15 protein-coding genes and 4 pseudogenes are annotated in these 14,597 nt (G+C 60.1%); 13 read left to right on the forward strand and 6 right to left on the reverse strand.

Features of this window, described 5'->3' with window-relative positions; genetic code table 11:
- The first annotated feature begins 37 nt into the window (after nt 1-37).
- The 4 genes and pseudogenes from J3P95_RS07320 to J3P95_RS07335 form a co-directional block, all read left to right on the forward strand.
- Nucleotides 38-1,660: a hypothetical protein gene (locus J3P95_RS07320; protein WP_434561862.1), complete on the forward strand. Its 1,623-nt coding sequence runs from the start codon at nt 38-40 to the stop codon at nt 1,658-1,660.
- A gap of 390 nt (nt 1,661-2,050) precedes the next feature.
- Nucleotides 2,051-2,827 (forward strand): annotated as a pseudogene (locus tag J3P95_RS07325) (MCP four helix bundle domain-containing protein); the annotation flags it as partial.
- 78 nt (nt 2,828-2,905) lie between these two features.
- Complete coding sequence (locus J3P95_RS07330) at nt 2,906-3,685, forward strand: methyl-accepting chemotaxis protein (RefSeq protein ID WP_434626649.1); 780 nt, start codon at nt 2,906-2,908, stop codon at nt 3,683-3,685.
- A 112-nt stretch (nt 3,686-3,797) separates the two neighbouring features.
- Nucleotides 3,798-3,881: pseudogene (locus J3P95_RS07335) on the forward strand (phytanoyl-CoA dioxygenase family protein); the annotation flags it as partial.
- 11 nt (nt 3,882-3,892) lie between these two features.
- On the opposite strand, the gene J3P95_RS07340 reads toward J3P95_RS07335, so the two are convergent.
- The 3 genes from J3P95_RS07340 to J3P95_RS07350 all read right to left on the reverse strand — a co-directional run bounded on the left by J3P95_RS07340 (nt 3,893) and on the right by J3P95_RS07350 (nt 5,515).
- The gene (locus J3P95_RS07340) at nt 3,893-4,261 is read right to left on the reverse strand and encodes a cupin domain-containing protein (protein ID WP_434561864.1); all 369 of its coding nucleotides are present in this window, start codon (nt 4,259-4,261) and stop codon (nt 3,893-3,895) included.
- 102 nt (nt 4,262-4,363) lie between these two features.
- Nucleotides 4,364-5,170, reverse strand: coding sequence for an AraC family transcriptional regulator (locus J3P95_RS07345; protein WP_434578076.1), 807 nt, complete (start codon nt 5,168-5,170; stop codon nt 4,364-4,366).
- Between the two features lie 132 nt (nt 5,171-5,302).
- Entirely contained in the window at nt 5,303-5,515 is a 213-nt protein-coding gene (locus J3P95_RS07350) for a YegP family protein (RefSeq protein ID WP_434578074.1), read from the reverse strand.
- A gap of 167 nt (nt 5,516-5,682) precedes the next feature.
- On the opposite strand from J3P95_RS07350, the pseudogene J3P95_RS07355 reads away from it, so the two are divergent.
- The 7 genes and pseudogenes from J3P95_RS07355 to J3P95_RS07385 all read left to right on the forward strand — a co-directional run.
- Nucleotides 5,683-6,012 (forward strand): annotated as a pseudogene (locus J3P95_RS07355) (LysR substrate-binding domain-containing protein); the annotation flags it as partial.
- A gap of 69 nt (nt 6,013-6,081) precedes the next feature.
- On the forward strand, nt 6,082-6,447 hold the full coding sequence (locus J3P95_RS07360) for a 5-carboxymethyl-2-hydroxymuconate Delta-isomerase (protein WP_434561870.1): 366 nt from the start codon (nt 6,082-6,084) through the stop codon (nt 6,445-6,447).
- Nucleotides 6,448-6,643: 196 nt separating this feature from the next.
- A complete protein-coding gene (locus J3P95_RS07365; protein WP_434578072.1) occupies nt 6,644-8,293 on the forward strand; it encodes a phosphoethanolamine transferase in 1,650 nt (549 codons plus the stop codon).
- A 68-nt stretch (nt 8,294-8,361) separates the two neighbouring features.
- Entirely contained in the window at nt 8,362-9,003 is a 642-nt protein-coding gene (locus tag J3P95_RS07370) for a class I SAM-dependent methyltransferase (RefSeq protein ID WP_434578070.1), read from the forward strand.
- Between the two features lie 121 nt (nt 9,004-9,124).
- A complete protein-coding gene (rnd, locus tag J3P95_RS07375; RefSeq protein ID WP_434578068.1) occupies nt 9,125-10,258 on the forward strand; it encodes a ribonuclease D in 1,134 nt (377 codons plus the stop codon).
- Nucleotides 10,255-10,548, forward strand: coding sequence for a YcgL domain-containing protein (locus J3P95_RS07380; RefSeq protein WP_186614117.1), 294 nt, complete (start codon nt 10,255-10,257; stop codon nt 10,546-10,548). The genes rnd and J3P95_RS07380 overlap by 4 nt, the downstream gene beginning before the upstream one ends.
- 120 nt (nt 10,549-10,668) lie before the next feature.
- Nucleotides 10,669-11,601, forward strand: a complete 933-nt coding sequence (locus tag J3P95_RS07385) for a D-2-hydroxyacid dehydrogenase (RefSeq protein ID WP_434578066.1) — start codon at nt 10,669-10,671, stop codon at nt 11,599-11,601.
- Between the two features lie 55 nt (nt 11,602-11,656).
- Here the strand turns inward: J3P95_RS07385 and J3P95_RS07390 are convergent.
- Nucleotides 11,657-11,782, reverse strand: a pseudogene (locus J3P95_RS07390) (nitroreductase family protein); the annotation flags it as partial.
- Nucleotides 11,783-11,919: 137 nt separating this feature from the next.
- Here J3P95_RS07390 and J3P95_RS07395 point away from each other — a divergent pair.
- Nucleotides 11,920-12,369, forward strand: a complete 450-nt coding sequence (locus J3P95_RS07395) for a YcgN family cysteine cluster protein (RefSeq protein WP_033054039.1) — start codon at nt 11,920-11,922, stop codon at nt 12,367-12,369.
- Nucleotides 12,370-12,400: 31 nt separating this feature from the next.
- The gene (locus J3P95_RS07400) at nt 12,401-13,630 is read left to right on the forward strand and encodes a hypothetical protein (RefSeq protein WP_434578064.1); all 1,230 of its coding nucleotides are present in this window, start codon (nt 12,401-12,403) and stop codon (nt 13,628-13,630) included.
- A 28-nt stretch (nt 13,631-13,658) separates the two neighbouring features.
- Here J3P95_RS07400 and J3P95_RS07405 read toward each other — a convergent pair whose 3' ends face one another.
- Nucleotides 13,659-14,036 carry a YgaP family membrane protein gene (locus tag J3P95_RS07405; RefSeq protein ID WP_434578062.1) on the reverse strand — a complete coding sequence of 126 codons (378 nt, stop codon included), beginning with the start codon at nt 14,034-14,036 and terminating at the stop codon, nt 13,659-13,661.
- Nucleotides 14,037-14,112: 76 nt separating this feature from the next.
- Nucleotides 14,113-14,583 (reverse strand): RNA methyltransferase, encoded by a 471-nt coding sequence (locus J3P95_RS07410; protein ID WP_030141187.1) that lies wholly within the window; start codon nt 14,581-14,583, stop codon nt 14,113-14,115.
- Nucleotides 14,584-14,597 lie beyond the last annotated feature (14 nt).

Consider the following 14,597-nt stretch of genomic DNA (forward strand, 5'->3'; position numbering starts at 1 on the left):
CGCGTGATTCTGTAAACCTGGTTTCAAGGAGGCATTCATGGGGTTTAATTTTCTGCTGAGCAAGCTCCTGGGTCTGGTATCGATCGTATTTGTGCTGGCGGTCCAGGCCGCCACCGGGCCTGAAGTCGCGCACTTGCTTAATAATCGTTACCGCTATGCACCGCAGCAATGCCCCAATAACCAGCCGGCCTACTTTTGTAGCGGGGTGCTGGTCAGTGGGCTGGCGAGCGGCTTCACCGTGAAATTCTGGGAGCATGGTCCCACCGCCGATGCCCTGGGCGCGCGTGACTTTTCCTATTTGCGCCGCGACCTGGGCATCCGCACTCTGACACAGCCCAGCGGGATGGTGTTCAGTGATTCGGTAACTGCCATCAGCCAAGGAAAATCGTTGGACGTGCTCTGTGCCTACCCGTTGGTATCGACGAATAGGGATAAATACGGCTGTGGCGCAGGCGGCAGCGAGGGTGATCCGGGCTCCTGCGCCGCGCAGGGCGTGAACGATGCGCCGGGTTGGCTGGCGCATTTCCAGCAGCAAGACCAGCAGCCTGCGGCGCAATGTTCGCTGAGCAGCCGGGTGGCGGCACAGTTTCGCGCCAGCCTGCTGGCCCATGAACAACTGGGCGGCAGTTGGGTTGCCCAACCCAACCAAGTACAGGTACGCAATTGGGATCCCCAGGCCCCGACGCAAGTGCCGGTGCAAGCGTTGTTTTATGACGTACAGGGGGACAAGGGACTGCGCGTGGCCCAGTCTGACCAGAACGATTATTTCGCGGCCACTGGTCAATGGCTGCCGATTCTGCGTCTGGATCTGGCGCAGCCCGACGGGCTGGTGTTTGGTTTTGATGTGCAGGAGCAAGTGTACGTTGGTTATCAGGTGGCGGAGCGGCTGAACAGGCGCTATTTCGATACGGCCAAGACCTGTCCGGATGGGCGGGCATCGTTTTATTGCAATGGGATCATATTGAGATCGACCGAAGCCGTCACGGCGTTTCACGCATGGGATCCCAGCCCCCGATCAGAACAGATTAATGGTGTATCCGCCAGTTATGCACGGGCCGATGCTGTGATGCACTTGCCCGCCGGACCTCAAGGCTTGTTGTTCAAGGAATCTTCCGCGCCAGCGGCCCATCCGCTGACGCTGCGTTGCCTGTACCCGTTCGACGGTTATACGGGGAATCTGATCGAAGCCTGCACCGGGCGTATGGTCTGCGCAACGGGAGGTGTTGACAGCGTGGCGAGCTGGCAGGGCCGGTACGCCACGGCGCCTTATGAATCCTGCAGTTTCGATACATCGGCGGATATGGCCCAAGTGGTCATGGACATCCGCAACACGGTCGCGCACCCCCAGTACAACTGGAACGAGTTGGTGCTGGCGGCCTGGCCGAAGGACATTGCCGAGAAATTACCCATTGAAGCGGTGTATCACGGCCCCGGACTCAGGCCGGGAGATGGGTTGGCGGGAGCTCGTTATACCCAGGACGATTATTACCAGAAGACGAGGCGTTTCTGGCCCGTTGTACAAATGCGTCTTAACGCTACGGATGGCCAGGTATTCCGCTTCGATCCCGCTGAACAGTGTCTGACAGAGAATTGCCCACCGCCCCCGCAGGCTATGGGAGTCCAGGACATGGAGTCGTGGTTTCGCGAGCACGGACAATAAGCCATTCGGGAGAGACCACGATTATGAAGCGGGGCGATTACAAGCGAACTCAAAATCGTGGCCGGTCCCGTTTCCGCACCATTTGTCATCGAGTCGCCAAACCCAAGCCGCTCCTACGAATGACGCTTGGACTATAGGGCCGTCCTGCAGAGATCATCAATCAGACGATGCGTAGGACGCTTCCCTGAATTATGTGAGCGGAAAATGTCAGAAAATTCCCCGACGGTACTGCGTCCACCCCATACTTTTTTATCCAGCTCAACTCCCCTCCGCATCCTGCATAACCACAGCCCTTCACACCAAAACCTTTGTGACAATCAGACTAATGGGCTATAGCTCAAGACATGGCTGCCGATAGGTAGGTATTCCCCCGTGTAAGGAGTGACCCCCATGCCGCGATTTTTTGCCGACCTTGGCTTTCGCTGGAAGATCACTCTCCCAGTCGCCTTCCTGGCTGTATTGCTGGCGCTAATGGGGTGGACGGGCATGCGCGGCATCGGTCAAGTGACCGAGTCCAGCACGCAATTGACCAAACGTTATTTGCCGGCCATCAGCCTGTTGCTCAATGCGGATCGCGATCTTTATCAGGCGTTCGTCGCCGAGCGCAGTCTGCTGGATGGTCATGCAGACGTACACGTGCAGGCGCTGAGCGCCAGTCATGGCGAGAATGCCAAGCAGGCCTATGACCGCGTGCAGCAATATGCCGCGATGCAGCCCGGTGCCGAGGCGCTGGCGTTGGTCAGTCAGTTCAACGACAGCTTTGGAAAATGGATGCAGGTTTCGCGGCGGGTCATCGAGCAGTCTGTCGGCGACCCCCAGGGCGCCAGCGCCTTGAGTTTTAGTGACAGCGAGCGCCTGTTCGATACCATGCGTGATTCCATCGACAAGCTGGGTGAGCTGGAAGATGCCGCGTCGCACCGCGAGGGCGACGCGGCGATTGAAAACGGCGAAGCAGTTGGGGTGCATCAGGGCGTGATTCTGCTGGTCGGCCTGCTTGGTTGCATCTTGGTAATCGTTGTTCTGCCACTGGTAGTGCTGACCCCTATGCGCCGATTGTTGCAGCGAGTCGAGCAGATCGCCGAGGGCGGGGGCGATTTGAAAGGACGCCTCGAAGTGCGTTCGGCCGATGAGTTGGGCCAGCTCGGCAGCGCCTTCAACCGTTTCCTCGACAAGTTGCAGCCGTTGATCGCCGAGGTTGGGCGGGTGACCGGGGAGGTCGACTCCGCAGCGCGCGCCATGGCCAGCATGGCGGCGACAAATGATCGCTTGATCAGCAGCGAGCATGCGGCGCTCGACCAGGTCAGCACCGCTGCCACGCAGATGAGCGCGGCGGTGCATGAAGTAGCCCATAACGCGGCGAGCGCTTCCGAGGCCGCGCAGCAGGCGACGAGCCAGTCCCGCGACGGCGCCCAAGTGGTCAGCAGTACCGTCGATTCGATCCGCCAGTTGGCTCAGGAGGTGGAGAGCGCGTCGGGCACGATCGAGGCCCTAGCCCAGGAAACTTCCAGCATCGGCGCCGTGCTCGAGGTGATCCGTGGCATCGCCGAACAAACCAACCTGTTGGCGCTGAACGCGGCCATCGAAGCCGCGCGAGCCGGTGAGCAGGGCCGTGGTTTTGCCGTGGTCGCCGACGAAGTGAGGGCGTTGGCGGCGCGGACCCAGGATTCGACCAAAGACATCCAGGTTCGCATCGAGCGTTTGCAGAGCGGTGTTGCCAAGGCCGTGCAAGCCATGCAGGTCGGCAGCAACAAGGCGCGCGACAGCGTTGAACGCGCCGCGGGCGTCGATCAGGTGCTCAGCGGTACCGGCGGTTCGATCCAGCGGATCAACGACATGGCCGCGCAGATCGCCAGCGCGTGTGAAGAGCAGAGCAGCGTTACCGAGGAAATAGCCCGCAATATTTCCGACATCCGCGACTTGTCCAACGAAGCAGCCGCCAACTCCGCCCAAAGCATGCACGCCAGCCAGCAGCTTTCCAACTTGTCGAGAAACCTGGCAGAGCTGACCGGCCGCTTCCGTACCTGAGGCGGGTGCTGCCGTGTCCGTTGACGATCAGCTGCGAGCGTTGCATCAGGACGGTTTTGTCCTGATGCCCGTTGTGTTGAACGTCAGGCGAATCACCGACCTGCGCCGGCGGAGGTTCAATCCGGAGGTCCTGGCCGCCGCGACGCCTCGCCAGCGCCGGCTGCTGGGCGACCGTCAGGAAGCGGAATACGACTGAACTTGGCCCAGTCAGATCCAGACATCATTGACCGCTGTTCGCTCATTGGTTTCTTCGCCGGTATTGATCACGCCCCGAGGTTCTATCAACAACAGCTTCACTTCCTGCTTGGCACTGGGTTTGTGCTCGACACCTTTTTTGACGACGAACATTTCGCCCGCGCCAATCGTCACTGCACCCTCGCGAAAATCGATACGAAGCTCACCTTCCAACACGATGAAGGTTTCATCTGTATCAGCATGGGTGTGCCAGATGAAATCGCCTTCTAGCCGGGCGATCTTGAACTGGTAGTCGTTCATTTCGGCGACCACTTTTGGCGCCCACTGCTCGTGGAACAGCGCGTATTTCTGGGCGAAGTTAATGGGGGAGTAATGATTCATCGGACACGCTTCTCAACTGGAATATGAGCGCTACCTTATTGCCTTGGGGTGGGGCCGGTATTGGATGATCGTGCAGCTTTTTGCGCTGCTCGGCACAGGTCTTTAGCGCAGCATTTTCAGCCAGCGCGCAGGCGAGATGCCGAAGGCCCGGGTGTGGAGGCGCGTCATGTGGCTTTGGTCAAAAAAACCGCAGGCCAAGGCAGTTTCGCTCAACGGCATGCCGCGCAATACCAGGCGACGGGCTTGGCTCAATCGACGGTGGATGATGTAACGATAGGGGCTGGTGCCGTACAAGGCGCGGAAGTCCCGGGACAGGCTCCATCGGTCACGACCGCTGGCCTCGACCAGGTCATCCAAGGTTATTGGCTGGCCAAGGGCATCATGGATGAACAGCCTTGCGCGCTCCGCTGCAGGATAATCCAGCAACCTGCGTCCACGCCTGTTCCCTGCCGCAACGGCGAGTGCCTGGGCTACGTCGTAGATGGCATCGTCCTCTTCAAGCGGATCGAGGCGATGCTCCAGCGTGCTCAATAGCCTGCGGGTCGCGATGTTGAGTCGGGGGTCGTTCGACAGCCCGCCTTCGATGAAGGGCAATGGCCTGCCCCCCAGCACTTGCTGGATTAGCGCCGGTTCGATGTAGGACATCCTGTATCGAAAGCCGTCGCTTGTCCCGGCCTCACCGTCATGGACCTCGTCTGGGTGCAGTACGATGGTGCCGCCCGGCTGGCTATGACGTTTGCTGTGCCGGTAATTGAAGCTCTGGACGCCGGAAAGGGTGAAGCCGATGGCATAGGTGTCATGCCGGTGGGTGGTGTAGCCATGACCACTGAAATAGGCCTCGATGCGTTCCAGCTTCCCCGATTCAGGAGCGCGCAGCAGCCAATCGCGACAAATGCTTGATTGAGCCATGGGCATCGACCTCTCGCTGTTGTCTGTACACGATACCCGCCTGGTTCCACACGCCAAAGCAAAACAACGAAATTGGTGTTGGACAGAGCTGCTCATTTCACCGAGCAGCCTCGCGATAATAGCCCTCGGGGGTCAGATTTCCTTCACGGGCGTCTCGCCGTGGGCGCTTTTGATCAACCCGATAACATGCAGGCAGTCAGCCTTGTTCACGTAGGATTCGCCGCTGGCGATGGTTTCGTGATTGCCGGCCCTCAAGCGCCAGCGCCACTGGCCTTGTCCGGTGTAAGGGGTGCCTCGGGTCTGTCTGTAGATTTCAAATACATCGGTTCGCTCCCTGCGATTCATTCATTCAAGACACGTTTTGAACATGTCGTCGCAAGCCTAGCCAAGCTGAAAACTTTCGCAAATGGCAATACGTTTCCAATGATTGTGGGATATTTCAGGGCATTGCAGAGCTTGCTCAAAATCGACTCGAACCAGGAGCCATGCATGAACCGCAACGAATTGCGCAAGCCAATATTGCCGGCTTCGCCGATGAATGGCTGGCCGAGATCGGTCGCAAGCGGCAGGTCGTGCTGTCGGTGCCGCAGTACAGCGCATTGCCGGCGCTACTGGCAGGCACAGACCTGATCGCCAGCCTGCCGGACTATACCGCCACCGCCATGGCTGCTTCCGGCCAGTTGTTCAGCGAACCCTTTCCCTTCAAGACGCCCACCCTGGACCTGTCCATGGTCTGGCTGAGCCACGTCGACAATGACCCGGCCGAGCGTTGGCTGAGGTCCCGTCTGGAGGCGTTCATGAGTGAGCGCAAGGGCCCGAGGGGCGAAACAAAACGTGCCTGAAACAGCAAAGTCGGGGTATGGTTGCGCCGATTGTCATCCCGATATCATCTTCGAAACGGAGTCGAACACATGCCTCACCTGCACATGGAGTACACCGCCAACCTGACCGAGCTGAACGCCGACGTCGCGCTGTTGCGCATGAACAACGCACTGGTGGCATCCGGTCAGTTCGCCGCCGAGTTCGACATCAAGAGCCGGGCCGTGAAAATCGAGACCTTTCGGGTCGGCACCGGCATGGGTGAGCGCGGGTTCGTGCATGTGAAACTAGCCTTGCTAAGCGGTCGTTCACCAGAGATCAAGAAGCAGTTGGCCGATAGCCTGCTGGCGGTGATCCAGGATCTGGGCCCATGGCCCGTCGGCGTCAGCGTGCAGTTGTGCGTGGAAGTGCTCGATATTGATCGGGGACCCTACGCCAAGGCAGCCATCGGTCTTTGAAATACGGTGTGCACACGCAGTGGATCGAGTAGGGCGATGGCTGTTTGAAGTGCTACTTAAAAAATGATTTAACAGCAACTTTTTCACGAAAAATTGATGGCGGGCTATCTAAAGTTTGTGTTGCCGTAGGAAATGAATTTTTCACATTTACTGCGCCAGCCTTATAAAGGACAGCGCTCAGGAAGTCCCCGCCATCATGTTAACTATTAAAGCCGTGCGCCCCGAGTGGGTGACACTGATCGCCAGTGCGTTTCTGTTAGTGGGCTTTAATCTGGTGCTCTGGCAACACCTGCTCACGATCACCGCATCGGACGGTCACGGAGTGTTGCTGTGCCTGGCCTTTGGCGTGATGGTGTTCTGCGCGTTCAACCTGGTGCTGACGCTGCTGGCGTTCCGTCCGCTGCTTAAGCCTGTGCTGACGCTGCTGTTCGTGATCAGTGCCGGCGTGGCGTATTTCATGGCCCAGTATGGGGTATTGATCGACGCCGGCATGTTGCGCAATTTCGCCGAAACCAATGCCACGGAAGTGCGTGACTTATTGTCGGTCAAGTTGTTTGCCTATTTGATCTTATTGGGTGTCTTGCCGGCGTGGTTATTATTCAAGACCCCCATAAACTATCGTCGCTGGCCCAAGGAGTTGTTAAGTAAACTGATTGTCGTGGTGGCCTCGGCTGCGGTGCTCGGTGGGGTTGCATTGAGCAATTACCAGGGCCTGTCTTCGTTGTTTCGCAACCACCACGAGCTGCACTTGATGGTCGTGCCAAGCAATTACATTGGCGCGTCGATCGGCTACTTGCGCGAGCAGGTCGTGTCAGCCAAGCAACCGTTCATTGCCCTGGGCGAGGATGCGAGTCGCAACCCGGCCTGGCAAACCCATGGGCGAAAATCCCTCACCGTGCTGGTCGTGGGAGAGAGCGCCCGGGCCGAAAACTTCGGCATTCTCGGCTATAAGCGCGATACCACGCCGAAACTGGACAAGGAGGCGGGGCTGATCGCTTTCACCGATGTGCATTCCTGCGGCACCGAAACCGCCGTGTCGGTGCCCTGTATGTTTTCCAACATGGGGCGCAAGAACTACGACGCCAGCGTGGCCAGGAACGAAGAGGGCCTGCTGGACGTGCTCAAGCGCGCCGGGCTGGAGGTGATCTGGCGGGACAATCAATCCGGCTGCAAGGGCACCTGTGACCGGGTCACGGTGCAGGACGTGAGCAATCTTAAGGACCCGAGCCTGTGCGCCAACAGCGAGTGCCGCGACGAGATCCTGCTCCAGGGCCTGCAGCATTTCATCGACACCCTGGACAAGGACACCGTGCTGGTGTTGCACCAGATGGGCAGCCATGGGCCGGAGTATTTCAAGCGCTATCCCAAGGAGTACGAGCATTTCACTCCCGTGTGTGAAAGCAACGCCCTGAACAATTGCAGTCGAGAAAGCATCGTCAACGGTTACGACAACACCTTGGTGTACACCGATCACGTGCTGTCGACGCTGATCGATCTGCTGCGCGCCAATCAGGACAAGGTCGATACCGCGATGTTGTATCTGTCGGACCATGGCGAGTCCTTGGGCGAATACAACCTGTTCCTTCATGGCACGCCGTACATGCTGGCCCCGGAGCAACAGAAGCACGTGGCGATGCTGGCTTGGTTTTCCGACAGCTACCAAAAGTCCTTCGCCGTCGATACCCATTGCCTGCAACTGAGTAGGGACAAGCCCCTGAGCCAGGACAACCTGTTCCATTCGATGCTCGGGCTGCTGGAGATCAACAGCAAAGTCTACAACCAGGATCTCGACTTGTTCGCCAGCTGTCGCGGTGCGGTGATTGACGGTGTGCTGGCCCGGGAATAATGCCTACACCTTTTTTTCACGCAGCGTTGTTTAACCTGTCCTTCAACCTTTTTTCATGAGCTGTGAGCATGCCCCGGCAATTCCCATCCACTGTCGAGCTTGAGTTCGCCAGGCAGCATGACCAGGAGCATGCGCAAATCTGCCGTCAGCCGGCGCCTCGCCGCTTGCGCCTGGCGTTCTGGCGTGACGAGCAGTTGGTGCGCAACGCCTTGAAAGTGGCGGGTGAGCCTGGGCTGGTGCTGGACGTGGCGTGTGGGGCGGGGCGGTTCTGGCCGGTCTTGGGCGAACATGCCAATCGGGTGATCCTGGCGGCGGACCCGTCGCCAGACAGGCTTGAGCACGCCCGCAGCCATCATGAAGGCGCATTGCTCGAACGGGTCACGACTTTCCCGAGTTCGGCGTTTACCCTCGGCCTGTCAGCCAACGCGGTCGACTGCATTTTTTGTGTGCAGCTGTTTCTGCACATCAAGGCCAGCGAGCATCGCCTGGCCTTGCTGCACGAATTTCATCGGGTCAGTCGCGACACGGTGATCGTTTCGGTCCAGATCGAAGGGCGTCTCAAGCTCGGCAAGCCGGCACCGCGAAGCCTGGCCGATAAGGCCGACGTCGAAGCGCAGTTCATCGAGGCCGGGTTCACCGTGCTGTGGCACCAGGATTTCCTGCCTGGTTTCGCGTTGAAGCGGGTTTACGTATTACGCAAGACCGGTTAAGTCTGGATGTAGGACTATTCTTGCGTTTGCGCAGGCAATTTCTCTCAAGCTCTTGCTCCGTAGATGCTCGCAACCGCCGACGGCGATATATACTGCGCGCCATTCTTCAAGGGAGAGCCGTGTGGCCATCGATATTCACTGGATTCGCGACAACGATAGCCTCGGTCAGTTTTGCGCCGAATGGCAAGCGTTGCCATTCGTCGCCCTCGACACCGAATTCATGCGGGTCGACACTTTTTATCCCATTGCCGGCTTGCTTCAGATCGGCGACGGCAAGCGCGCCTACCTGATCGATCCCTTGACCATCAATGACTGGAAACCCTTGGCCGCGCTGCTGGAAAACCCGGCGGTGCTCAAGGTGTTGCATGCCTGTAGCGAAGACCTGGAAGTTTTGCTGCGCCTGACCGGCAGCCTGCCCGCGCCGTTGTTCGACACCCAACTGGCCGCCGCCTACTTGAACCTCGGTTTTTCCATGGGCTACTCGCGGCTGGTGCAGGAAGTACTGGGCATCGAACTGCCCAAGGGCGAGACCCGTTCCGACTGGTTGCAACGCCCCTTGTCCGAGACGCAAATCAGCTACGCCGCGGAAGATGCAGTGCACCTGGCGGAAGTTTTCGTACAGCTGCGCCCGAAACTTTCCGACGACAAGTACGCCTGGGTGCTAGAGGACGGCGCCGAACTGGTGGCCAACCTGCGTCGCGAAATCGACCCGTACGAGGTGTACCGCGAGGCCAAGCTGGCCTGGAAGCTGTCCCGTGCGCAATTGGCCGTGCTGCGTGAGCTGTGTGCCTGGCGCGAGCGCGAAGCGCGGGCCCGTGACTTGCCGCGCAATCGCATCATCCGTGAGCATTCACTGTGGCCCCTGGCCCGCACGCAGCCGGATAACCTCGGCGCGCTGGCGAAGATTGAAGACATGCACCCGCGTACCGTGCGCCAGGACGGGGAGTTCCTGCTGGACCTGATCAAACGTGCGGCCAGCGTGCCTCCCGAGCAATGGCCACCCGCCGTGCCCGAGCCACTGCCCATCGAGGCGTCGGCGCTGCTCAAGCGCCTCAAGGCGTTGGGGCAGGCCGAAGCCGAGCGCCTGGGCGTAGCTCCGGAGCTGATGCTGCGCAAGAAAACCCTCGAGGCCCTGATAAAAAGCGGCTTTCCCGAGGGTCCTTACCAATTGCCCGATTCGCTGCGTGGCTGGCGCCGCGAGTTGATGGGCCAGGCCCTGCTCGACAACCTGGCCACCGCCGGAGAACAGCCTTGAAACGTATCTGCTCCATCTATCGAAGCTCGAAGAAAAACGAGATGTACCTGTATGTGCTCAAGAGCGATGCCTTGAAGCGTGTGCCGGAGCCATTGATGGCGGCATTCGGCAAGGCGATCCATGCCTTTGACCTGGTGCTGAGTCCCGAGCGGGAGCTGTCTCGGGAGGACATCAACAAGGTGCTGGAAAACCTCGACACCCAGGGTTATCACTTGCAAATGCCACCGGCCGAAGACGAGTACATCGAGCATCTGCCTGAAGAGTTGCTACGACGCAACGACCCGATTTGACAATACCTCGGGCGCCCGTCTCGGGGCTCTTGAAACATTGAAACGATTTTGGCGATGGTCCGTGAGGACGGAGCGATACTCTGTCAGCGGCCGTCTGCACTGTTTTTGAAAGGTTGATTCATGCGCGTTCTGATTGCCGAACACGACCACGCGGTATATGCCCAGCTTCTGCGCCAAGCCGCACCCGATATCGAAGTGCTGACCAGCGGTGACTCCGCCGAGCTGGCGCGGCTGGCCAGCGACTGCCCGGTCTGGCTCGGCCAGCCTGACCTGTTGGCGACGCTGTTGCGTCAAGGCCACCAACCCCGTTGGTTGCAATCGACCTGGGCAGGCATCACGCCGCTGCTGGCCGAGGGTTTGACACGCGATTATCGACTGACCCGCGCCGTCGGTATTTTCGGTCAGTTAATGGCTGAGTACGTGCTGACCTACATGCTCGGCCATGAGCGCGAAGTGCTGGCGCGGTTGGTCAGCCAGGTGGAGCGCAAGTGGGACAATCGCCAAGGGCAAAGCCTGGCGGGGCGCAAGGTTTTGATCGTCGGGACCGGCGATATCGGTCAGTGCATAGCGCAGTTCCTGGTGCCGTTTGGCGTGCAGTTGTACGGCATCGCCAGCGAAACCAGGGAGCTGGCGCCGTTTGTCGAAGTCGGCGCGCTGGAAGATTTGCCGCGCCTGGTGGGCGAAGTGGATTACGTGATCAATCTGCTACCGAACACCCCGAACACCCATGACATCTATGACGCGGCGCTGTTCAAGCGTTTCAAGCCCACCGGGTTGTTCATCAATGTTGGCCGTGGCGTGGCCGTGGTCGATGCAGACCTGGTGCAAGCCTTGAAAGAAGGGCACTTGGCCGGCGCGGTGATCGATGTCTGCCGCCAAGAGCCATTACCGCAGCGTCATCCATTCTGGACCGCGTGGGGCCTGCTGCTGACCGGTCACAGCTCGGCTCCGACCTCGCCGCCGATGATGGTGCAACTGTTCCTGGAAAACCTGCGGGCGTATGAGGCCGGTGATGGGCTGCGTGGGGAAGTGGATTTCAGCCGGGGTTACTGATCCGCTGACTCCACCCAAGACTTGTGGACCCATCGCCACGGGTTCAGCGGGCTCCTTACACAGTGAAGTCGCCTTCGGCCACCAGCTCGCTCAACGGCCGGTGTGGGCCTGGGAGTTCCCGGGCCTGGAGGTAGTCGGCCAGAGTGGTTTTGTCCCCGAGCTTGCCAATCGCCACGGCGGCGGAACGTGATGCAGCAACCTACGTCCCGGCGCCCGGCTTGACAACCCCCGGTTACCGACAGTCGCCAATGCTTGGCCTCCAGAGGTCCCGGCACTAGACTGTCGGCCTTTTCACCACGCGATGTTGATGCTCGAGCCATGGCCGCCAAAGTCGAACCGTTCTGGATACGCAAAACCCTCGATCAGCTCGATCCCCAGGAATGGGAATCGCTGTGCGACGGCTGCGGCCTGTGCTGCCTGCAAAAGCTCGAGGATGAAGACGACAACAGCGTCTACTACACGCGCATCGCCTGCAAACTGTTGGACCTGAAGACGTGCCAGTGCACGGACTACCCCAATCGCCGCGACTTCGTCCCCGACTGCATCCAGCTCACGCCAGGCAAGGCCGATGAGTTCAAATGGCTGCCGCCGACCTGTGGCTATCGACTGGTCAGCGAGGGCAAGGACTTGCCGCTGTGGCACCATCTGGTCTGTGGCGATCGGGACGCCGTGCATCACGAACGCATTTCCCAATCGGGGCGCATGCTGGCCGAAGGCAGCGTGGCTGAAGACGATTGGGAAGATCACCTGATTTTCCGCGCAGGCTGAATCCAACGACATCGCACCAAAGGGAGCGCCCATGGCGGCAGGATTGAAATGGATGCTGGCGGCTGCACTGCTGCCGTTGTGCGGGTCGCTGTGGGCGGCGCAGAAAGTCGACCTTGATTATCACGTCCACCTGTTGCCGCAAAGCGATCAGGTCGAGGTGCGCCTGACCCTCGCGCGGGGCTCGGCGGTGCGCAGCCTGGATTTCGACCTCGGCGACGAAGGTCGCTACAGCGATTTCAAGGCGGACGGCCAATGGCAGCTCACCCCCGGACATGGCTCGCGAGGCGTTTGGCGTCCAGCCGCCGACAAGGCGAGCCTGACCTACCGCGTGCGCATCAGCGAATCGCGCAAGAACGGTTCTTTTGAGGCGCGCATGACCCCGGGATGGGCGCTGATGCGCGGCGATGACCTGGTGCCGCCGGCCAAGCTGGACCAGCAGGACGGCATCGAGTTGGTGTCGCGCCTGGAATTCGAACTGCCCGGCGGCTGGAAGAGCATCGAGACGTCCTGGCCGCGTATCGGCAAGCAACGCTTTCGTATCGATAACCCTTCGCGCTTGTTCGACCGGCCCACGGGCTGGATGCTCGCCGGCAAGCTCGGCAGCCGCCGCACGCGCCTGGGTGAGACCGAGGTCACCGTCGCTTCGCCCCAAGGCCAGGGCATGCGGCGGATGGACGTGCTGACGCTGCTGACCTTCGTCTGGCCGCAAGTGCAGGCAGCGCTGCCGCGTCATCCTGCCAAGCTGCTGATTGTCGGTGCGAGCGACCCGATGTGGCGTGGTGCCCAGGCCGGTCGTGATTCGGTTTACCTGCACAGCCGTTCACCGCTGGTCAGCGAACGGGGCAGCAGCCCGCTATTACGGGAATTGGTCCAGGTGCTGGCGCGCATCAACGATGACGATCGTAGCGACTGGATCGGCGAAGGGCTGAACGAGTATTACGCGATCGAATTGCTGCGCCGCGCTGGCGGCATGAGCGACGAACGTTATCAGGCCCTGAATGATCGCCTCGCCCGGGACAGTAAGGGCGTCACGACCTTGCGCGGCGAACAGGCGAGCCCTGCTATGGTGGCCAAGGCGGTGCTGTTGTTGCAGGAGCTGGACCGCGAAATCCGCCTGAAGACGCGCAACAAGCGTTCGCTCGATGACGTGCTACAGGGCGCGATGCGCTTGGAAACGGTGGATACCGAGGAGTTTGTCCAGCTCAGCGAGAGCATTCTTGGCGAACGTTCTACCGCGCTGGACACTCGGTTACTTCAGTAATTTCGCTTCATCGGTCGCACAGCCGAGATCAGAGCCCAGCCTTCGGCGAAACCAGCGATTCATTCCCGGTCACGGTGGCTGTGTCGGTCGCGGCCGTTGCATTGGCCTTCATGCGCGACAACTCATCGCCCGCCTGTTCAATACGGGCGCGGGCTTCGTGCAGATGCTGACGATTCCTTTCCAGCATGCTCTTGGCCGAGCAGTGCCCGGTGATGCCGCGGGCCAGGGCCATGCCGCCGATTGCCAGTTGAGCCAGGCCGAACACGCCGCCGCGGCGCAGGCCCTTGCCCATCATCAGCACCCCACCGGCCAGTGAACCAATGCGCTCCCAGCCGTGTACGTTTTGCGGGGTACGGGATTGAAAAGGGGTGGTCTCAACCGGCCCGAACGGATTGTTATCGCTCATGATCTGTCTCCAGTGTGGGGATTTGTATAAAGCTGACTGCCAGAGCGAATCCGTCGTTCCATCAAATTCGCGCCGATCAGCGGAATTGCGGACCCGAGCGCGTGTTGTTGCCTTTGGCCATGCGATCGTACAACACGACATTGACGGTGGCCGCCAGGTTCATGCAGCCGTTGGTGGGGATGTAGATCACGTCTTCGCACCAGTCGCGGATGTCTTTGTCCAGCGAGCCGTCTTCTGGGCCGAAGATGTACAAGGCCCGGTCCGGGTGCGTGTATTCGGGCAGCGGCCGGGCGCCTTCCACCAGCTCGACGGCCACCGGTACGCAGCCAAGTGGCAGGATCTTCTTCAGGTCGTCGATGCCGATCAGCGGGATGTCGTAATGGACTTTCTTGGTGTCGGTGACGAAGTCGGCGGCGCGTTCATAACGCTTGCCGGTATAGAACACCGACGCCACGCCGTAGCAACCGGCGGCGCGCATCACCGAACCGACGTTTTCCGGTGACTTGGGGTTGAACAGACCGATGCAGCTGTAGCGTTTGTTGGCCACGGACGGGGTGCCTT

Source organism: Pseudomonas sp. Z5-35 (assembly GCF_051131945.1).
GTDB lineage: Bacteria > Pseudomonadota > Gammaproteobacteria > Pseudomonadales > Pseudomonadaceae > Aquipseudomonas > Aquipseudomonas marvdashtae.